This is a genomic window from Nonomuraea fuscirosea (assembly GCF_035917475.1).
Lineage (GTDB): Bacteria > Actinomycetota > Actinomycetes > Streptosporangiales > Streptosporangiaceae > Nonomuraea > Nonomuraea fuscirosea.
On sequence record NZ_CP109074.1, the window covers coordinates 5,260,675 to 5,278,395 of the forward strand.

Here is a 17,721-nt window from a genome sequence, read left to right on the forward strand (position 1 = left end):
TGGGTGGACGCCGTTTCGCCCGGCGGCGAAACGGCTGTTCTTGCCCCGCTACGCGGGCTGGTCGACTTCACCCCCGACCTGAAGGACGGAGCACTGCCGACGATTCCGGTAGCGCACCTCGGAAACCCTCTCCGCACATCACCTGGAATTCGCAGAGAAGCGACAAAGTGTCGTGATGGGCCCGGTCGCCCGGGTAGAGGGCCGTCCCGTACCCGTTCACGCGGAGGATCCCATGGCGAAGACCGTGGCAGATGTGATGACGTCCCACCCCGCGACGGTCGAGGCGGACCAGCCGGTGTCCGTCGCGGCCTCGCTCATGCGCGACCACGACACGGGGGCGCTCATCGTCAACGACAAGGGCCGGATGAAGGGCATCGTCACCGACCGCGACATCACCGTGCGCGTGGTCGCCGACGAGCGCGGCCCGGACACGCCGGTCCGCGAGGCGTGCAGCGCCTCCGTCGAGGCGATCGGGCCCGACACCAGCATCGAGCAGGCCGTCCGGCTCATGCGCACGCACGCCGTACGCCGGCTGCCGGTGGTCGAGGACGGGCGCGCGGTCGGCGTGGTGAGCCTGGGCGACCTGGCGGTCGAACGCGACCCGAGCTCCGCCCTGGCCGACATCTCCGCCGCCGAGGGCAACCGCTGAGGGCGGCCCTCTGAAGGCGAGCGCGGGCGAGCGCGGGCGAGCGCGGAAAATGTCGGACCCCGGCGGTAGCGTGACGGCCGTGATCACAGTCGACGACGTACGCCAGTTCGCGCGCACGCTCCCCCGCTCGTCGGAGCACCTGATCAGAGACCGGGTGAAGTTCCGCGTGGGCCAGATCGTCTACGTGGCCTTCTCGCGTGACGAGACCCAGATGGGGTTCGGCTTCCCCAAGGAGGAGCGGGCGGCGCTGGTCGCGGCCGAGCCGGACAAGTTCCTCATGCCCAGGGAGTCCGACCTGCGCTTCCACTGGGTGGAGGCGCGCACCGCGGCCCTCGACGTCGCGGAGATGCGGGAGCTGGTGCTGGAGGCGTGGCGGATGTGCGTGCCGCAGAAGGTGCGCCGCGAGCAGGAACTCGCCGCCCGCCCGCACCCGTAGCGCCGGCCCGCCCGCGGTGTCACGGGTCCGCCCGCGACGGCAGCGGTCCATGCGGAACGACGCGGGCCGGATCGCGTGCCAGCGTCGCACGTAGCGTGATGACGCCGCCGGTCAGCGTCGGACCTCGCGTGATGACACCGCCGGTCAGCGGGTGACGTCGCGGTAGAGGTCGCGGGTGATCGTGGTGATGCGCTTGACCGAGGAGCTCCACGTACCGCCCGTGGGATGGGCGGTCAGCACGGCCATGACGTAGCGGTCGCCCTTCCCGGCCAGCCCGGTCGAGTGCAGCACCGGCCGCCCGTAGTCGGGCACGCCCGAGCCGGTGGCGCGCTGGGCGATCCACGAGATGGGCGCCCCCACGGCTCTGGCGCCGCCACCGCCGCCGCACCTGACCGGCGGCGTCGTGCCGAAGCCCGACCAGCCCTGCTTGACCGCCCACGGCCGGGGCAGCGCGTCGGGGATGCCGAAGGTCTGGTCGAAGCCGTCGGTCCCGCACGGGGTCGAGTGCCGCAGGTGAGTGAGGATCGTGTTCCTGACCCGGGCGTCGGCCCGGTCGAGCAGATAGCGGTAGGTGCGCACGATGTCGTACGCGCTCAGCGAGGTGTAACCCCAGAAGCCCGGCTTGGACGCCGGCGGCGGCGTGGTGTCGGACAGCCCGAGCCGGCGGGCCTGCCTGACGATGATCTGCCCCTTGCCCAGCCGATCCCAGAACGTGGAGGCCGCGTCGTCGTCGCTGGAGCGCAGCATGATCCGCAGCAACCTGGCGTCGGCGGCGGGCACGCTCTTGCGCCGCTCCAGGTAGTCGATCGCGATGAGGATCTTCACCACCGAGGCCGAGCGGTATTTACGGTGCGCGTTCCGGGTCGCGACGATCTTGCCGGCCTGCCGGTCGAACACCACCCATGCCGCCGTCGTCCCCGCGGGCACCCGCGGCGGCACGGCTTGGGCGCCGGTGTGGGCGGCGGCGGGGGCCGCGAGCGTGGCGGCGGTGACGGCCGCGAGGGGCACGGCGGCAAGGGGCTTGATTCGCACCTGCCTATAACTACCAGATTGTGACCCGACACTCTTGACCAGCAAACGAAAGCGGGTATAAACACAGAGGAAACCAACCCGAAACGGCGGTGAATCAACATCATGTACGCCGAGGAGCGGCAGCAGGAGATCCTGCGGAGAGCGCGGCTCGCGGGCCGCGTCGACGTGGTGACGCTGGCCGCCGAGCTCGACGTGACCACAGAGACGATCCGCCGCGACCTGACGTCGCTGGAGCGGGCGGGCGTGCTGCGCCGCGTCCACGGGGGCGCCATCCCCGTGGAGCGGCTGGGGTTCGAGCCCGCGCTGGCCGCGCGTGACGAGGTCATGACGGCCGAGAAGGAACGCATCGCCAAGGCCGCGCTGGCCGAGCTGCCCGAGGACGGCTCGGTGATCATCGACGCCGGCACCACCACGGGCCGCCTGGTGCAGGTGCTGCCCCTGGACCGCGAGCTGACCGTGGTGGTCAACTCCCCGCCGCTGGCCACCGCCCTGGCCGCGCGCGCCAACCTGAACGTGATCATGCTGGGCGGCCGGTTGCGCGGCAAGACGCTGGCCACGGTGGACGACTGGGCGCTGCGCCCGCTCGACCGCCTCAACGTGGACGTGGCGTTCATGGCGACCAACGGCTGCTCACTCGCCCGGGGCCTGACCACGCCCGACCCGGCGGAGGCGGCGATCAAACGGGCCATGGTCGGCGCGGCCCAGCGCAGCGTGCTGCTGGCCGACCACACCAAGTTCGGCAACACCTACCTGGCCACGTTCGCGGAGCTGAGTGAGATCGACGTGCTGATCACCGACACCGGCCTCGACGTGGCGCTGGCCGCCGACGTGGCGGCCGCGGGCCCGGAGGTGATCAGGGCGTGATCCTCACCCTGACCCTCAACCCCAGCCTCGACCGCACCATAGAGATCGCCTCGCTCGACCGCGGCGCGGTCATCCGCGCCGCGGCCGCCCGCCTCGATCCCGGCGGCAAGGGGGTCAACGTCTCGCGCGCCCTGCTGGCCAACTCGGTGGCGAGCCGGGCGGTGGTCCCGTTCGGCGGCGACGAGGGCCGGCAACTGATCCGCCTGCTGGCCGCGGAGGGGCTCGACATGGTCACCGTCCCGGTGGCCGGTCCGACCCGGTCGAACGTCACGCTGGCCGAGCCCGACGGCACCACCACCAAGATCAACGAGCCGGGCACCGCCCTGTCGCAGGAGGAGCTCGACACGATCGCCGACACCGTGCTGAGCGCCGCCCACGAGGCGGACTGGGTGGTGGCCTCCGGCAGCCTGCCGCCCGAGGTGCCCTCCGACGTCTACGCCCGGCTGTGCCGCAGGTTCGCCGGGGCCGGCATCCTCATGGCGGTCGACTCCAGCGGCCCGGCGCTGTCCAGCGCGCTCACCGCCGCGCCCGCCCTGGTCAAGCCCAACCTGGAGGAGCTGTCCGGCGCCACCGGCATGCCCATCCGCCGGCTGGGCGACGTGGCCGAGGCCGCGGCCAAGCTGCGGGCCGCCGGCGCGCGCACGGTGCTGGCCAGCCTGGGCGCCGACGGCGCCGTCCTCGTCGAGGAGGACGGCATCTGGTACGGCGAGGCGCCGGTGACGGAGCCGCGCAGCTCCGTCGGAGCCGGGGACGCCATGCTGGCCGGATTCCTGGCCGGCGGCGGCCGCGGCCCCGCCGCGCTCGCGCTGGCGCTGGCCTGGGGCGCCGCCGCCGTATGCCTGCCCGGCAGCCGCATGCCGGGCCCCGACCACATCGACCCCGGCGCCGTCACCGTCCGCGCGCCTGACCCCGACCGTCCGCTCTCCTCACCCCACCCCTGAAATCAGCGGCTGCTCACCCCCCTGAAGGAGCACGTCCATGGCCGACACCTACACACCCCCGGTCACCGGAACCGGGGTCAAGGCCACCATCCAGCGCATCGGCGGCCATCTGGCCGGCATGATCATGCCGAACATCGGCGCGTTCATCGCCTGGGGCTTGATCACCGCGCTGTTCATCCCGACGGGCTGGCTGCCCAACGAGACGCTCGCCAAGATGGTCGATCCGATCATCAAGATGCTGCTGCCGATCCTCATCGCCTATACCGGCGGCCGGATGGTGCACGGGCAGCGCGGCGCGGTCGTCGGCGCGGTCGCGGTCATGGGCGTCGTGGTGGGCACGGACTCTCCGATGTTCCTGGGCGCCATGATCATCGGCCCGCTCACCGCCCTGATCCTCAAATATGTGGACAAGTTCACTGAGGAGCGGACCAAAGCCGGCTTCGAGATGCTGGTGGACAACTTCACCGCCGGCATCGTGGGCGGCGCGATGGCCGTGGTCGGCATGTTCGGCATCGGCCCCGTCGTCCAGACGATCACCACGGGCGCCGGCAACGCGGTCGAGTGGCTGATCGTCAACAACCTGCTGCCGATCGCCTCCGTGCTGATCGAGCCGGCCAAGGTGCTGTTCCTGAACAACGCCATCAACCACGGCGTGCTGAGCCCGCTGGGCGTCGCCGAGGCCGCCGAGCAGGGCAAGTCGATCCTGTTCATGCTGGAGTCGAACCCCGGCCCCGGGCTGGGGCTGCTGCTGGCCTACCTGCTGTTCGGCCCGCGCGCGATGCGCCCGAGCACGCCGGCCGCGATGATCATCCACTTCTTCGGCGGCATCCACGAGATCTACTTCCCGTACGTCCTGATGAAGCCCCGCCTCATCATCGCCGTCATCGCGGGCGGCGCGGCCGGGGTGTTCACCTTCATGATCACAGGTGCCGGCCTGGTCGCGACTCCGTCGCCCGGCAGCATCTTCGCCTACCTCGCGGTCACCCCCAAGGGCGGCTGGCTCGGCTCCAGCCTGGGCATCCTCGTCGCGACGGCCGTGTCGTTCGCGGTCGCCGCCGTCCTGCTCGGCTTCGGCAGGGGCGAGAAGGCGGAGCCCGAGGAGCCCGAGGAGCCCGAGCCCGCCGCGACCGAAGAAACCGCAACCAAGGAGAGCTGAGCCATGGCCATAGACAGCAAGGACATCCACAAGATCATCGTGGCCTGCGACGCGGGCATGGGCAGCAGCGTCATGCTCGCCTCCACGCTCAAGAAGCAGCTCAAGGGGACCGGCGTGACCGTGGAGCACACCCCGGTCAACTCCATCCCCGAGGACGCCGACGTGGTGGTCTGCCACACGGGCCTGGCCGCCCGCGCCAAGGCCGCCGCCCCGGGCAAGCCGCTGGTGTCGTTCCAGATCTTCCTGGGCGACCCGGCGGTCACCAAGCTGGTGAACACGATCAAGAACGGCGGCACCGTCGATGCGTGACGGCCTGCTCGACCCCCGCGCCGTGCTGCTGCACGAGAGCGCCGCCGACCGCGACGCGGCCATCCGCCGGTGCGGGCAGGCGCTGGTCGACGTGGGGGCGGTCGCGCCGTCGTACGTGGAGGCGATGCTCGAACGCGAGCGGACGATCTCCACGTACGTCGGCGAGGGCGTGGCCATCCCGCACGGGACCGCCGCGTCCAAGGAGGACGTCAAGCGCGACGCCATCTGCGTGGTGCGCTTCCCCGGCGGCGTCGACTGGGACGGCGAGCCCGTCACGCTCTGCGTGGGCATCGCGGCCGCGGGCGACGGGCACGTGCCGCTGCTGGCGGCGCTGGCCGACATCCTGCTCGACCCCGACCGGGCCAGGACGCTGCGCGAGGCCACCGAGGTATCCCAAGTCATCAAGGAGCTGTCATGAAGGTCGCGCGTTTCCACGCGCCGGGCGACATCAGGATCGAGGACGCGCCGGAACCGGTCGCCGGGCCCGGCGAGCTGAAGATCCGGGTGCGCAACTGCTCGACGTGCGGCACCGACGCCAAGATCTTCAAGTTCGGCCACCACCACATCGTGCCGCCGCGCGTCATGGGCCACGAGATCGCCGGCGAGGTCGTCGGCACCGGCGCGCGGGTGCAGGTGATCGCGGCGATCCCGTGCGGCACGTGCGCCGAGTGCCGGCGGGGCCGCCAGACGGTCTGCCCGAACCAGGAGTCGATGGGCTACCACTACGACGGCGGCTTCGCCGAGTACATGATCGTCCCGGCGAAGGTGCTGGCCGTGGACGGCGTCAACGCCATCCCCGACGGCGTCGGGTTCGCCGAGGCGTCGGTGGCCGAGCCGCTGGCCTGCGTGCTCAACGGCCAGTCGCTGGCGCGCGTCGGTCCTGGCGACGACGTGGTGGTGATGGGCGCGGGCCCGATCGGCTGCCTGCACGTACGCCTGGCGCGGGCGCGCGGCGCGGCGCGGGTGTTCCTGGTGGACGTCAACGCGGGCCGCCTGGCCATGGCCGCCGAGCTCGTGCACCCCGACGCGGTCATCGACTCCGACGCCGTGGAGCAGGTCCTGAAGCTGACCGGCGGCCGGGGCGCCGACGTGGTGATCACGGCGGCGGCGTCCGGCGCGGCGCAGGAGCAGGCCGTGCGGATGGCGGCCAGGCAGGGCCGGATCAGCTTCTTCGGCGGGCTGCCCAAGGACGACCCGGTCATCGCGCTGGACTCCAACCTGGTGCACTACCGGGAGCTGACCATCGTCGGCGCGAACGGATCGAGCCCCGCCCACAACGCGCAGGCGCTGCAACTGGTGGCCGAGGGCGCTGTGCCGGTGTCGGACCTGATCACCCACCGGCTGCCGCTGCCGCAGGTGCTGGACGGGATCGACCTCGTCAGCCGGGGTACGGCCATCAAGGTCACGATCGAACCCTAGGAGGTAGGCGATGGCACAACGAACGGTGGTCGTGGCCTCGGCCAGCGGCTTGCACGCGCGGCCGGCCAAGCTGTTCGTGCAGGCGGCGGTCAAAGTGGGCGTGCCGGTGACGATCAGGGCCGGGGAGAAGTCCGTACCGGCCAAGAGCATGCTCGGCGTGCTGTCCCTGGGGGCCGTGCACGGCACGGAGGTGACGCTGGAGGCCGACGGGCCTGGCGCGGACGAGGCTCTGGACACGCTGGCGGCGCTGCTGTCCCGCGATCTGGACGCGGAAGAGGCGCTCGATGGCTGACGACACCACCCCGCACCGCACCGGCCCCGGCGCTTCGGGTGCCGGCGCTTCAGGTGCCGGCGCTTCAGGTGCCGGCGCTTCAAGTGCCGGCGCTTCAAGTGCCGGCGCTTCAGGTGCCGGCGCGACCGGTGCGGACTCGGTATCACCGCCCGGCGGCTCCGGTCCTGCAGGCGGCCCCTGGACCGGGGCCACCGGGCGGCTCAGCGGGCTCGGGGTCAGCCAGGGGCGGGCGGCCGGGCCGGTGCTGCGGATGGCCGGGCCGCCCGCGCTGCCCGCGCCCCGCGCCGTCACCGACCCGGACGCGGAGGCGGCCACCGTCTCAGGGGCGCTGGAGTCGGTGGCGGCCGACCTCAACCGGCGGGCCAAGGCGGCGGGCGGCGAGGCGGCGGAGATCCTGGAGGCGCTCGCCATGATCGCCGAGGATCCGATGCTGCTGGAGGAGGCGGAACGGCTGGCCAGGGAGGGTTCCGACGCGCCCCACGCCCTGGACGCGGCCTTCACCGGTCACCGTGATGCCCTGGCCGCGCTCGGCGGCTACCTGGCCGAGCGGGCGGCCGACCTCGACGACTTGCGGCACCGGGCGGTGGCGTTCGCGCTCGGCCTGCCCATGCCCGGCCTGCCCGACCCGGGGCACCCGTACGTGCTGGCCGCCGCGGACCTCTCCCCCGCCGACACCGCCGGGCTCGGCCCCGACGTGCTGGCCCTGGTCACCGAGCGCGGCGGCCCGACCAGCCACACCGCGATCCTGGCCCGCGGCAGGGGCCTGCCCGCCGTGGTGGCCTGCGACGGCATCATGGCGGTCGGCGGCGGCACGGTGATCGGCGTGGACGGCGGCACCGGCGAGATCGCCGTCGGCCTCACCACGCCGGAGGCGGCCGAGGTCAACGAGGCCGACCGCGCCCGCAGGGCGAGGCTGGCGGCCAGCGAGGGCCCCGGCCGGACCTCGGACGGCCATCCCGTCAGGCTGCTGCACAACATCGGCTCGGCCGCCGACCTGCGCTCGGAGGAGCTGCGCGCCGAAGGGGTGGGCCTGTTCAGGACGGAGTTCCTGTTCCTGGACCGCAAGCAGGCGCCCTCGTTCGAGGAGCAGGTCGCCGCCTACGCCGAGGTCTTCCGCCGGGTGGAGCACGTGATCGTGCGCACGCTCGACGCCGGCACCGACAAGCCGCTGCCCTTCCTCGGGCTGCCCGAGGAGGACAACCCGGCGCTCGGCGTGCGCGGCCTGCGGGTGGACCGGCTGCTGCCGGACGTGCTGGACACCCAGCTCGACGCGATCGCCGCGGCGGCGCGCGAGACCGGCACGCGGCCGGAGGTGATGGCGCCCATGGTCACCACCGTGGCCGAGGCCGGCGCCTTCGCCCGCCGGGCCAGGGCCAAGGGCATCACCCGGGTGGGCGTGATGGTCGAGGTCCCGGCGGCGGCCCTGCGCGCGGGCCGGCTGCTGCAGGAGGTGGACTTCCTCAGCATCGGCACCAACGACCTGGCCCAGTACACCTTCGCCGCCGACCGCCAGCACTCCTCCCTGGCCGACCTGCTGGACCCGTACCAGCCGGCGCTGCTGGAGCTCATCGCCATGTGCGCGCGGGCGGGCCGGGAGGCGGGCAAGCCGGTCGGGGTGTGCGGGGAGGCGGCGGGCGATCCCCTGCTCGCTCCCCTGCTGGTGGGGCTGGGGGTGACCAGCCTGTCCATGGCCCCCGTGTGCGTGCCGCTCGTCCGCGAGGCGCTGGCGTCGCTGACGTTCGAGCAGTGCCGCGAACGCGCGCTCGCCGCCCTGGAGTGACCGGCCGGGCCGCACTGGAGTGACCGGCCGGAACGCGCCCCCCGCGCCGGAGTGACGCGTCAGGCGGCCGGTTCCGGGTTGTGCGCCCTGAGCCGGAGCCGGTCGTCCTCGACGTCCACGCTCACCTTGCCGTGCTCCCTGATCTCCCCCGTCAGCAGCATGGTGGACAGCCGGTTGTCCAGCTCCCGCTGCACCGTGCGGCGCAGCGGCCGGGCGCCGAACTCGGGCTGGTGGCCCCGCCCGGCGAGCCAGTCCTTGGCCGCGTCGGTCACCTCCATGCTCACGTCCTGGCCGCGCAGCCGCTGCCGGGTGCGTTCCAGCATCAGGTCCACGATCTGGCGGAGCTGGTCGCGTTCGAGCCGCTTGAAGATGATCGTCTCGTCGATGCGGTTGAGCAGCTCGGGGCGCAGGGAGTGGCGCAGCAGGTCCATCAGGCGGTCCTCGACCGGCCCCGTGGCCTCCAGGATGAGCTCCGCGCCGAGGTTGCTGGTCATGATGACGACGGCGTTGCTGAAGTCGACCGTGCGGCCCTGGCCGTCGGTGAGGCGGCCGTCGTCGAGCAGTTGCAGCAGGATGTTCATCACGTCGGGGTGGGCCTTCTCGATCTCGTCGAGCAGGATCACGCCGTGCGGGCGGCGGCGGACGGCCTCGGTGAGCTGACCGGCCTCCTCGTACCCGACGTATCCGGGCGGCGCGCCGATGAGGCGCGAGACCGTGTGCCGCTCCTGGAACTCGCTCATGTCGATCCGCACCATGTGGTCCTCGCCCCCGAACAGGGCGGCGGCCAGCGCCCTGGCCAGCTCCGTCTTGCCGACCCCCGTCGGGCCGAGGAACAGGAAGCTGCCGATCGGGCGGTTCGGGTCGGACAGGCCCGCCCTGGCCCTGCGCACGGCCTCGGCGACGGCGGTGACGGCCTCGTCCTGGCCGATGACGCGCCGGTGCAGGTGCTCCTCCAAGCGCATCAGGCGCTCGCGCTCCTGCTCGGTGAGCTGGGTGACCGGGATGCCGGTGCGGCGGGAGACCACCTCGGCGATGTCCTCCACCATGACCTGCGGGACGGTGTCCGCGCCGTGCCTGGCCCGCTCCAGCTCCGGCCGCACCTTGCCGATCTCCGCGCTCAGCTCCTTGGCGCGGTCGTAGTCCTCGGCGGAGACGGCCTGGTCCTTGTCGCGGCGCAGCGCGTCGAGGCGCTCCTCCAGCTCGCGTACGTCGACGCCGGGCGTGCGTGAGCGCAGCCGGACCCGGGCCGAGGCCTGGTCGATGAGGTCGATGGCCTTGTCGGGCAGGAACCGGTCGGAGATGTAGCGGGCCGAGAGGCCGGCCGCGGCGTCGAGGGCCTCGTCGGTGATGCGGACCTGGTGGTGGGCCTCGTACGTGTCGCGCAGCCCGGCCAGGATCTCGACCGTCTGCTCCACGGTCGGCTCGGGCACCAGGATCGGCTGGAAGCGGCGTTCGAGCGCGGCGTCCTTCTCGATGTTCTTGCGGTACTCGTCGATGGTGGTGGCGGCGATGACGTGCAGCTCGCCGCGGGCCAGGGCGGGTTTGAGGATGTTGGCGGCGTCCATGCCGCCCTCGGCGGAGCCGGCGCCGACCAGCGTGTGCACCTCGTCGATGAAGACGACGACCTCGTCGGCGTGGGCGCGCACCTCGTCGATGACCTTCTTGATGCGTTCCTCGAACTCGCCCCGGTACTTGGTCCCGGCCACCATCCCGGTCAGGTCGAGGGCGACGACGCGGCGGTCCTTCAGCAGGTCGGGGACGGCGCCGTTGACGATGCGCTGGGCGATGCCCTCCACGATGGCGGTCTTGCCGACGCCGGGCTCGCCGATCAGGCACGGGTTGTTCTTGGTGCGCCGCGAGAGCACCTCGATGCACTGCTCGATCTCGTCCTCGCGGCCGACGACCGGGTCGATGCGGCCCTGGCGGGCCTCCTCGGTGACGTCGCGGCCGTACTCGTCGAGCGAGGGTGTGCCGGTGGCCCGCTGTGTGGTCTGGTGGCCGCTCCCGGCGCCGGCGCCGGACAGGAGGGCCTGCTGCAGCTCGTTCGCCGAGACGCCCTGCTCGCGCAGGAGCCGGGCGGCGGCGGAGTCCGGGTTGGCGGCCAGCGCGAGCAGCAGGTGCTCGGGCCCGATGTACGACGACCCCAGCGCCCGCGAGACCCGCTGGGCGTCCAGGACGGCGCGCTTGGCCGCCGGGGAGAGCGTCGTCGGCGGCTCGGCGGCCTGGCCGGGCCCGGCGGCGGCGTCGATCCCGTCGCGCAGCCGGCCCGGGTCGGCCCCGGCCGCGCGCAGCAGGACCTTGACCGCGTCGTCGTCGATCAGCGCGTCGAGGAGGTCGAGCACGTCCAGGTCGGGGGCGCCCCGCTGCCCGGCCGCCTCGACGGCCCGGCTCAGCGCCTCCCTGGCCGAGGCGCTGAGGAGTTTGCCCACGTCCACGCGCTGCACGCCCGGCCGGGAGGGCGGCCAGCCCTCCATGCCGCCGAAGACCCGGCCCGTCAGCTCCTCGAAGCCTCGGAACGGGTCCCCACCGAAGAACGACCTGTACGGCATATCCGACATCGCATATCCCCTTCGCGCTCAGAGGACATCTAGCCGCACATGCCGCACTTCATAGTCAGGAGTCGGCAAAGCATCCGGGTCACGGGCGGCGGCGCAGCCCCGCGTCGCTCAGCTCGGGCGGCTGCCAGCCCGCGTCGGCCGGGTTGAGCGTGACGCCGGGCGGGACGATCTCGTCGATCCGGTCGAGCACGTCGTCGCTCAGCCGCACGTCGGCGGCGGTGAGCTGGCTCTCCAGGTGCTGCATCGTGCGCGGCCCGATGATGGCCGAGGTCACCGCCCGGTGCCTGATCGCGAACGCCAGCGCCAGCTCGATCAGCGTGAGGCCGGCCTCCTCGGCCAGCACGGCCAGTTGCTCGGCCGCCTCCAGCTTGCGCTGGTTGCCCTCGATCGTCATGTCGTAGCGCTGCGGCAGCCGGTCCGAGCGGCGCGTCTCGGGCAGCTCGCCGCTCTTGCGGTAGCGTCCGCTGAGCCAGCCGCCGGCCAGCGGGCTCCACACGATGACGCCCATGCCGTACGCCTCCGCCGCAGGCAGCACGTCGGCCTCGATGCCGCGGACGAGCGCCGAGTACGGCGGCTGCTCGCACACGAACCGCTCCAGCGAGCGCCGCTCGGCGGCCCACTGCGCCTCGACCATGCGGTGGGCGGGGAAGGTGGAGCTGCCGATGTAGCGGACCTTGCCCTGCCGGACGAGGTCGGTGAGCGCGCCGAGCGTCTCCTCGACGTCGGTCTCGGGGTCGAAGCGGTGGATCTGGTAGAGGTCGATCCAGTCGGTGCCGAGGCGGCGCAGGCTGTTCTCGACGGCCTGGAAGATCCAGCGGCGGGAGTTGCCCCGCTCGTTGGGGCCCTCGCCCATGACGCCGTGGCACTTGGTGGCCAGCACCACCTGGTCACGCTTGCCGGACTTGGCCAGCGCCTGGCCGACGAACTCCTCCGACTGGCCCTGGGAGTAGACGTCGGCGGTGTCGATGAAGTTGACGCCCGCGTCGAGCGCCCTGCCGATGATCCGGGCGGACTCCCCGGGGTCGGACTCGCCCCACCAGCCGAACATCATCGCGCCGAGGCAGAGCGGGCTGACTTTGAGACCTGTACGTCCGAGTACGCGATATTCAGTCACGGTATTACTCTCTCCCGGCGAGGTCGGAGATGGGCGTGTCACCGGACACCAGTTCCAGCGTCCGCCGCACGCTCTCCTGATCGTCCAGCAGCGCCACGACGACGGCGGCCACGTCGTCGCGCGGCACCGCGCCCGGCGGCACCTCCGGGGCCAGCAGCACCCGGCCGGTGCCCGGATCGTTCGTCAGGCGGCCGGGGCGCAGGATCGTCCAGTCGAGGTCGCGGGCCCGCAGGTCCTCCTCGGCCTCGGTCTTGGCCTTGATGTAGGCGGCCCACACCTCGTCCCGGCCCGGCGCGGGCGGCTTGCCCGCCCCCATGGACGAGATCTGCACGAAGCGCCGCACGCCCGCCCGCCCGGCCGCGTCGGCCAGCAGCACGGAGGCGCCCTTGTCGACGGTGTCCTTGCGCGCCGTGCCGCTGCCCGGCCCCGCGCCGGCCGCGAACACCACGGCCGAGGCGCCCTCGACGACGCGGGCGACCTCGTCGGGGCCGGCCCGCTCCAGGTCGCACAGCACGGCCCGCGCTCCGGTGGCCTCGACGTCGGCGACGTGCGCCGGGTTGCGGACGAGGCCGGCGGCGTCCGGTCCGAGCAGGGCGGCCAGCCGCAGTCCGATCTGCCCGTGGCCACCCGCGATGATGATCCCCATAATCGTCATGGTGTCATGGACCCATGCGCGACTTCCCGCAGGCGCCCACGCCGGCGTTCCTGTTCGACCTGGACGGCACCCTGATCGACAGCGTCTACCAGCACGTGGTGGCCTGGCGGCAGGCGCTGTCGGGGATGGGCATCGACCTGTCGGTGTGGCGGATCCATCGGCGCATCGGCATGAGCGGCGGGCTGTTCGTCAGCGCGCTGCTGCGGGAGACCGGGCTGAAGCTGACGCGGGAGCAGATCGAGGAGCTGCAGACCACCCACGCCGAGGCGTACGAGCAGCAGGCCGCCTCGGTCCGGCCGCTGCCCGGCGCGCCGGAGCTGCTGGCCGAGCTGACCTCGCGCGGCGTGCCCTGGGCCATCGCGACCAGCGGTTACGCCCGCACGGCCCGGCTGGCCCTGGGCATGCTGGGGCTGCCGGACGACACGCCCATGGTCACCCGCGACATGGTGCGCCGCGCCAAGCCCGACCCCGACCTGTTCCTGGCCGGGGCGGCGCTGGCCCGGGTCGATCCCGCGCACGCCATGGTGGTCGGCGACAGCGTCTGGGACCTGCTCGCCGCCCGCCGGGCCGGCGCGCTCGGCATCGGGCTGCTGTCGGGCGGGTATGGCAGGGACGAACTGGAGCGCGCGGGGGCGTTCCTGGTGTACGCCGATCCGGCCGAGATGCTGGACCGCCTCGACGAACTCGGCGTGCGACAGAGTGACTGACGGTGGCGACGGGGTGGGAATATCCCTCCGAACCACCGAGCTGGATCATGCGTATTCCCCACAGAGGAGCTGAGATGGACTTGGCAGACATCGGCGTCACCGGCCTGGCGACCATGGGGCGCAATCTGGCCCGCAACCTGGCCAGGCACGGTTACACCGTGGCCGTGCACAACCGCTCGCACAGCCGGACGCAGCAGCTGGTGAAGGAGTTCGGCGAGGAGGGCGCGTTCGTGCCGTCCGAAGAGCTCGCCGCCTTCGTGGCCTCGCTGAAGCGGCCGCGGCGGGCGATCATCATGGTCAAGGCGGGGGCGGGCACCGACGCGGTGATCGACCAGCTCGCCGACCTGATGGAGCCGGGCGACATGATCGTCGACGGCGGCAACGCGCACTTCGAGGACACCCGGCGGCGCGAGGCCGCCCTGCGCGAGCGCGGCCTGCACTTCGTCGGCACCGGCATCTCCGGCGGCGAGGAGGGCGCGCTCAACGGCCCCAGCATCATGCCGGGCGGGTCGAAGGAGTCGTGGGAGGCGCTCGGCCCGATCCTCCAGGACATCTCGGCCAAGGTCGACGGCGTGCCGTGTTGTGTGCACGTGGGCCCCGACGGAGCCGGCCATTTCGTGAAGATGGTGCACAACGGCATCGAATACTCGGACATGCAGCTCATCGCCGAGTCCTACGACCTGCTCCGCCAGGCGCTCGGGGTCACGCCGGCCGAACTGGCCGAGGTGTTCAGGGAGTGGAACAGGGGCGAGCTCGACTCCTACCTGATCGAGATCACCGCCGAGGTGCTCGACCAGGTGGACGCCGAGACGGGCAAGCCGTTCGTGGACATCGTGGTCGACCAGGCCGAGCAGAAGGGCACCGGCCGCTGGACCGTGCAGAGCGCGCTCGACCTGGGCGTGCCGGTGACGGGCATCGCGGAGGCGACGTTCGCCCGCGCGCTGTCCGGCCACCCTGAGCAGCGGGCCGCGGCCCGGTCGCTGCGCGGGCCCGACGTCTCCGGGGTCGGCGAGCGGCAGCTGATCGAGGACGTACGCCAGGCGCTCTACGCCTCCAAGATCGTCGCCTACGCCCAGGGCTTCGACCAGATGGCCGCGGCCTCGAAGGAGTACGGCTGGGACCTCGACCTGGGCGCGATGGCCACGATCTGGCGGGGCGGCTGCATCATCAGGGCCAAGTTCCTCGACCGGATCAGGGCCGCGTACGACGCCGACCCGCAGCTGCCCACGCTGCTGGCCGACCCGACGTTCGCCGGCGCGCTCGACGCCGCGCAGGAGTCGTGGCGGCGCGTGGTGACCACGGCGGTCCAGATCGGCGTGCCCACGCCCGGCTTCTCCTCGGCCCTGGCCTACTTCGACGGGCTGCGCCGCGACCGCCTTCCGGCGGCGCTGGTGCAGGGACTGCGCGACTTCTTCGGCGCGCACACCTACCACCGGGTGGACAAGGAGGGCACCTTCCACACCGACTGGTCCGGCGACCGCCAGGAGCGGCCGGCGTAGCCCTCTCACCCGAGCGATCGGCGGGCGACCGGCGCGGCCTCACGCTGCGCCCTTCCGTACCCGTCCGGCTAGCCCCGTTTCCGCACGTGAGGTTGTTCGGAGATCGCTGGGTTGCTGTGGGGATCGTCATCACGGTATGACCTGGCCGGTGAGACAGCGTGCGCGGTGGGGTCAGGCCAGTGTCGAGAAGATGCTCGGGGCGTTGCCGGTCATCGCCGGGTTCTGCTCGCGGTTGAGGATCCGGGAGTTGGTGAATGCGGCCTGCCCGGTGCGTGATGTCGCGGAGCTGACCCATGGGCAAGTGATCGAGGTGCTGGCGGCCAACCGGCTGACCTCGCCCGCCCCGCTGGTGCATGTCCAGGACTGGGCACGCTGCTGGGCGGTAGGCGAGGCGGTCGGGACCGAGCCCGAACTGCTCAACGATGACCGCATCGGCCGTGCTCTGGATGCCATCGCCCGCACCTGGATCATCTGGCCGGGTCGATCGGGCTGGCTGCGATCGAGGTGTTCGGCCTCGATGTGACGCGCCTGCACTGGGATATGACCTCGGTCTCGTTGCACGGCGACTACGACGATGCCGAGCCGCAGTACGCGCGGCCGCGGTTCGGTCACCCCAAGGACCGGCGGCCGGATCTGAAGCAGGTCCAGGCCGGGATCGCGGTCAGCTCCGATGGCGCGATCCCGGTCTTTCACCGCGCTTATGACGACGCGGCTGGTGAGGTCGGGCAGGTCATCGGCGCGATGCAGGGCCTGCAGAAGCTGGCCGGCCCGCAGCAGATGCTCATGATCGGCGATTCCAAGCTGGTCTCGTATGCGAACCTGGCGGCGATGATCGCCGGTGGGGTGGACTTCATCGCGCCGGCCTCCAAGCACTACGTCAGCGCCGAGACCCTGGCCGGCCAGAAGATCTCTGCGGCCATCCGGGTGGACTATGTCGCCGCCCGGGACGAGGGCAAGCCCATCGAGCGGCGTGCCGTCTGGCACGTGCGTGACGACGTCATGACGCTGGCCGGGCCGCGCAAGAAGGACCCGGTGCTGACACTACGGCGGATCTTCGTGCACTCCTCGGCCCGTGCTCAGGCGGCCGAGGCCGCCCGGGCCAAGAAGCCGGCGCGGGCCGGTGAGGATCTGGCCCGGCTGGAGCGCGGCCTGGGCAGCCGCCACTACCCCACCCAGCAGGCCGTCACCGACCGGATCACCGCGATCGGCCGCGCCCGGCGGGTGAGCGCCTACCTGAGCGCGGTCACCGGCACTGACCCGGACACCGGCAAACCCACCCACCTCCAACTTGATCTCCTGGACCTCCTCGACATCGATCCACGAGACCTCCGCCGAAGATCACTCACATGCCGAAAAAGGGGGCTAGCGGGGCGGCCGGACCTCGCGATGGCGTACGGCCGGCGCGCCACCCAGCTCGTCCAGCAGGTCCGCGAGCAGCGCGCGGCACTCCTCCAACCGCCGCTTCCCGCCGCGTTCGGCCAGCCGCGACTCCAGCGCCTCACGGGCCCGCCGGGCTGTCGCCACCGCCTCGCGGCCTCGCCCGGTCAGGTGCACGCGGCGGATGCGGGCGTCGCGCGGGTCAGCCAGGCGCTCCACGTAGCCGAGGCGTTCGAGCTCGGCCACGGTCTTGGATGCCGCCTGCTGCGTCACGCCCAGCTTCGGGGCCAGGTCGCCCACTGTGGGGCCCACGTCGCCGACGAGATGCTGGAAGACGTATCCGTGTGCGAACCGCAGGCCGGAGAAGCCCTGCTCCGCCAGGCTCTCCTGCACGACGGAGGCGGCCGCGAATCCGACGAAGAGGGCAAGCGTCCCGGTGTCCAGGTCGCCGGGTTGTACAGGCTGCATGAAGACATTCTGCAGTTGACAACCATAGTTGTACAACTATGGTTGTCAATATGACGAACCTCCACCAGCACGCCAACGTGGACCTCGCCGTTCGTTATCACGAGGCGGTGTCCCGAGGCGAGAGCCCCGAGCCGTACTTCCACGAGGACGCCGTGCAGCGCGAGCTGCCCAATGCGCTCTTCCCCGACGGCGCCGTACGCGACCTCAGAGGTCTGCGCGCGGCGGCCGAACGCGGCCGCACGACCATCAAAGAGCAGCGCTTCGAGGTGCTGAACGCGGTCGCGGCCGGCGACCAGGTCGCCCTCGAGGTGCTCTGGACCGGCACACTCGCCGTACCGCTGGGCGACCTGCCGGCCGGCCACACCCTGCGGGCCCACATCGGGACATTCCTCGAGTTCCGCGACGGCAAGATCGCGGCCCAGCGCAACTACGATTGCTACGAGCGCCTGACCCGCCGCTGACACC

General features: G+C 72.2%; 19 protein-coding genes and 1 pseudogene. 15 read left to right on the forward strand and 5 right to left on the reverse strand.

Annotated elements, in window-relative coordinates:
* Nucleotides 1–232: 232 nt before the first annotated feature.
* Complete coding sequence (locus OIE67_RS24130; protein WP_106237399.1) at nucleotides 233–649, forward strand: CBS domain-containing protein; 417 nt, start codon at nucleotides 233–235, stop codon at nucleotides 647–649.
* A gap of 79 nt (nucleotides 650–728) precedes the next feature.
* Nucleotides 729–1,085: an MmcQ/YjbR family DNA-binding protein gene (locus tag OIE67_RS24135; RefSeq protein ID WP_326644009.1), complete on the forward strand. Its 357-nt coding sequence runs from the start codon at nucleotides 729–731 to the stop codon at nucleotides 1,083–1,085.
* Nucleotides 1,086–1,229: 144 nt separating this feature from the next.
* Here OIE67_RS24135 and OIE67_RS24140 read toward each other — a convergent pair whose 3' ends face one another.
* A complete protein-coding gene (locus tag OIE67_RS24140) occupies nucleotides 1,230–2,117 on the reverse strand; it encodes a D-alanyl-D-alanine carboxypeptidase family protein (protein WP_326644011.1) in 888 nt (295 codons plus the stop codon).
* A 102-nt stretch (nucleotides 2,118–2,219) separates the two neighbouring features.
* On the opposite strand from OIE67_RS24140, the gene OIE67_RS24145 reads away from it, so the two are divergent.
* Genes OIE67_RS24145 through ptsP form a run of 8 tightly spaced genes read left to right on the forward strand, consistent with a single transcriptional unit; the run spans nucleotide 2,220 to nucleotide 8,878 of the window.
* Nucleotides 2,220–2,981 carry a DeoR/GlpR family DNA-binding transcription regulator gene (locus OIE67_RS24145; RefSeq protein ID WP_106237395.1) on the forward strand — a complete coding sequence of 254 codons (762 nt, stop codon included), beginning with the start codon at nucleotides 2,220–2,222 and terminating at the stop codon, nucleotides 2,979–2,981.
* Complete coding sequence (gene pfkB / locus OIE67_RS24150) at nucleotides 2,978–3,922, forward strand: 1-phosphofructokinase (RefSeq protein WP_106237392.1); 945 nt, start codon at nucleotides 2,978–2,980, stop codon at nucleotides 3,920–3,922. The genes OIE67_RS24145 and pfkB overlap by 4 nt, the downstream gene beginning before the upstream one ends.
* Nucleotides 3,923–3,959: 37 nt before the next feature.
* The gene (locus OIE67_RS24155; RefSeq protein WP_326644015.1) at nucleotides 3,960–5,078 is read left to right on the forward strand and encodes a PTS mannitol transporter subunit IICB; all 1,119 of its coding nucleotides are present in this window, start codon (nucleotides 3,960–3,962) and stop codon (nucleotides 5,076–5,078) included.
* A 3-nt stretch (nucleotides 5,079–5,081) separates the two neighbouring features.
* Nucleotides 5,082–5,387, forward strand: a complete 306-nt coding sequence (locus tag OIE67_RS24160; RefSeq protein WP_245955748.1) for a PTS lactose transporter subunit IIB — start codon at nucleotides 5,082–5,084, stop codon at nucleotides 5,385–5,387.
* Nucleotides 5,380–5,805 (forward strand): PTS sugar transporter subunit IIA, encoded by a 426-nt coding sequence (locus OIE67_RS24165; RefSeq protein ID WP_326644017.1) that lies wholly within the window; start codon nucleotides 5,380–5,382, stop codon nucleotides 5,803–5,805. The genes OIE67_RS24160 and OIE67_RS24165 overlap by 8 nt, the downstream gene beginning before the upstream one ends.
* The gene (locus tag OIE67_RS24170; RefSeq protein ID WP_106237388.1) at nucleotides 5,802–6,806 is read left to right on the forward strand and encodes a zinc-dependent dehydrogenase; all 1,005 of its coding nucleotides are present in this window, start codon (nucleotides 5,802–5,804) and stop codon (nucleotides 6,804–6,806) included. The genes OIE67_RS24165 and OIE67_RS24170 overlap by 4 nt, the downstream gene beginning before the upstream one ends.
* 10 nt (nucleotides 6,807–6,816) lie before the next feature.
* Nucleotides 6,817–7,098, forward strand: coding sequence for an HPr family phosphocarrier protein (locus OIE67_RS24175; RefSeq protein WP_106237386.1), 282 nt, complete (start codon nucleotides 6,817–6,819; stop codon nucleotides 7,096–7,098).
* On the forward strand, nucleotides 7,091–8,878 hold the full coding sequence (ptsP, locus tag OIE67_RS24180; protein ID WP_326644020.1) for a phosphoenolpyruvate--protein phosphotransferase: 1,788 nt from the start codon (nucleotides 7,091–7,093) through the stop codon (nucleotides 8,876–8,878). The genes OIE67_RS24175 and ptsP overlap by 8 nt, the downstream gene beginning before the upstream one ends.
* Before the next feature lie 59 nt (nucleotides 8,879–8,937).
* On the opposite strand, the gene OIE67_RS24185 is transcribed toward ptsP, so the two are convergent.
* The 3 genes from OIE67_RS24185 to OIE67_RS24195 form a co-directional block, all read right to left on the reverse strand.
* Entirely contained in the window at nucleotides 8,938–11,436 is a 2,499-nt protein-coding gene (locus OIE67_RS24185; protein WP_326644023.1) for an ATP-dependent Clp protease ATP-binding subunit, read from the reverse strand.
* Nucleotides 11,437–11,515: 79 nt separating this feature from the next.
* A complete protein-coding gene (locus tag OIE67_RS24190) occupies nucleotides 11,516–12,550 on the reverse strand; it encodes an aldo/keto reductase (RefSeq protein WP_326644025.1) in 1,035 nt (344 codons plus the stop codon).
* A gap of 4 nt (nucleotides 12,551–12,554) precedes the next feature.
* Entirely contained in the window at nucleotides 12,555–13,196 is a 642-nt protein-coding gene (locus OIE67_RS24195) for an SDR family oxidoreductase (RefSeq protein ID WP_326644027.1), read from the reverse strand.
* A gap of 23 nt (nucleotides 13,197–13,219) precedes the next feature.
* On the opposite strand from OIE67_RS24195, the gene OIE67_RS24200 reads away from it, so the two are divergent.
* The 4 genes and pseudogenes from OIE67_RS24200 to OIE67_RS55770 form a co-directional block, all read left to right on the forward strand.
* Complete coding sequence (locus tag OIE67_RS24200) at nucleotides 13,220–13,912, forward strand: HAD family hydrolase (protein ID WP_326644029.1); 693 nt, start codon at nucleotides 13,220–13,222, stop codon at nucleotides 13,910–13,912.
* Between the two features lie 74 nt (nucleotides 13,913–13,986).
* On the forward strand, nucleotides 13,987–15,411 hold the full coding sequence (gndA, locus tag OIE67_RS24205) for an NADP-dependent phosphogluconate dehydrogenase (protein ID WP_326644031.1): 1,425 nt from the start codon (nucleotides 13,987–13,989) through the stop codon (nucleotides 15,409–15,411).
* A gap of 136 nt (nucleotides 15,412–15,547) precedes the next feature.
* A complete protein-coding gene (locus tag OIE67_RS24210) occupies nucleotides 15,548–15,934 on the forward strand; it encodes a DUF4277 domain-containing protein (RefSeq protein WP_326644033.1) in 387 nt (128 codons plus the stop codon).
* Nucleotides 15,931–16,593: pseudogene (locus OIE67_RS55770) on the forward strand (IS1634 family transposase); the annotation flags it as partial. The gene OIE67_RS24210 and the pseudogene OIE67_RS55770, both read left to right, overlap by 4 nt.
* A gap of 180 nt (nucleotides 16,594–16,773) precedes the next feature.
* Here OIE67_RS55770 and OIE67_RS55535 read toward each other — a convergent pair.
* Nucleotides 16,774–17,256, reverse strand: coding sequence for a MarR family winged helix-turn-helix transcriptional regulator (locus OIE67_RS55535; protein ID WP_364677601.1), 483 nt, complete (start codon nucleotides 17,254–17,256; stop codon nucleotides 16,774–16,776).
* Nucleotides 17,257–17,306: 50 nt separating this feature from the next.
* Between OIE67_RS55535 and OIE67_RS24220 the strand changes: the two genes are divergently transcribed.
* Nucleotides 17,307–17,717 (forward strand): nuclear transport factor 2 family protein, encoded by a 411-nt coding sequence (locus OIE67_RS24220; RefSeq protein WP_326644037.1) that lies wholly within the window; start codon nucleotides 17,307–17,309, stop codon nucleotides 17,715–17,717.
* Nucleotides 17,718–17,721: the final 4 nt, after the last annotated feature.

Coding starts and splice junctions, on each gene's coding strand:
- OIE67_RS24130 (WP_106237399.1), top strand. CDS start 233: ATGGCGAAGACCGTGGCAGATGTGATGACGTCCCACCCCGCGACGGTC.
- OIE67_RS24145 (WP_106237395.1), top strand. CDS start 2,220: ATGTACGCCGAGGAGCGGCAGCAGGAGATCCTGCGGAGAGCGCGGCTC.
- OIE67_RS24155 (WP_326644015.1), top strand. CDS start 3,960: ATGGCCGACACCTACACACCCCCGGTCACCGGAACCGGGGTCAAGGCC.
- OIE67_RS24160 (WP_245955748.1), top strand. CDS start 5,082: ATGGCCATAGACAGCAAGGACATCCACAAGATCATCGTGGCCTGCGAC.
- OIE67_RS24165 (WP_326644017.1), top strand. CDS start 5,380: ATGCGTGACGGCCTGCTCGACCCCCGCGCCGTGCTGCTGCACGAGAGC.
- OIE67_RS24170 (WP_106237388.1), top strand. CDS start 5,802: ATGAAGGTCGCGCGTTTCCACGCGCCGGGCGACATCAGGATCGAGGAC.
- OIE67_RS24175 (WP_106237386.1), top strand. CDS start 6,817: ATGGCACAACGAACGGTGGTCGTGGCCTCGGCCAGCGGCTTGCACGCG.
- ptsP (WP_326644020.1), top strand. CDS start 7,091: ATGGCTGACGACACCACCCCGCACCGCACCGGCCCCGGCGCTTCGGGT.
- OIE67_RS24185 (WP_326644023.1), bottom strand. CDS start 11,436: ATGTCGGATATGCCGTACAGGTCGTTCTTCGGTGGGGACCCGTTCCGA.
- OIE67_RS24195 (WP_326644027.1), bottom strand. CDS start 13,196: ATGGGGATCATCATCGCGGGTGGCCACGGGCAGATCGGACTGCGGCTG.
- OIE67_RS24200 (WP_326644029.1), top strand. CDS start 13,220: ATGCGCGACTTCCCGCAGGCGCCCACGCCGGCGTTCCTGTTCGACCTG.
- gndA (WP_326644031.1), top strand. CDS start 13,987: ATGGACTTGGCAGACATCGGCGTCACCGGCCTGGCGACCATGGGGCGC.
- OIE67_RS24210 (WP_326644033.1), top strand. CDS start 15,548: ATGACCTGGCCGGTGAGACAGCGTGCGCGGTGGGGTCAGGCCAGTGTC.
- OIE67_RS55535 (WP_364677601.1), bottom strand. CDS start 17,256: ATGCAGCCTGTACAACCCGGCGACCTGGACACCGGGACGCTTGCCCTC.
- OIE67_RS24220 (WP_326644037.1), top strand. CDS start 17,307: ATGACGAACCTCCACCAGCACGCCAACGTGGACCTCGCCGTTCGTTAT.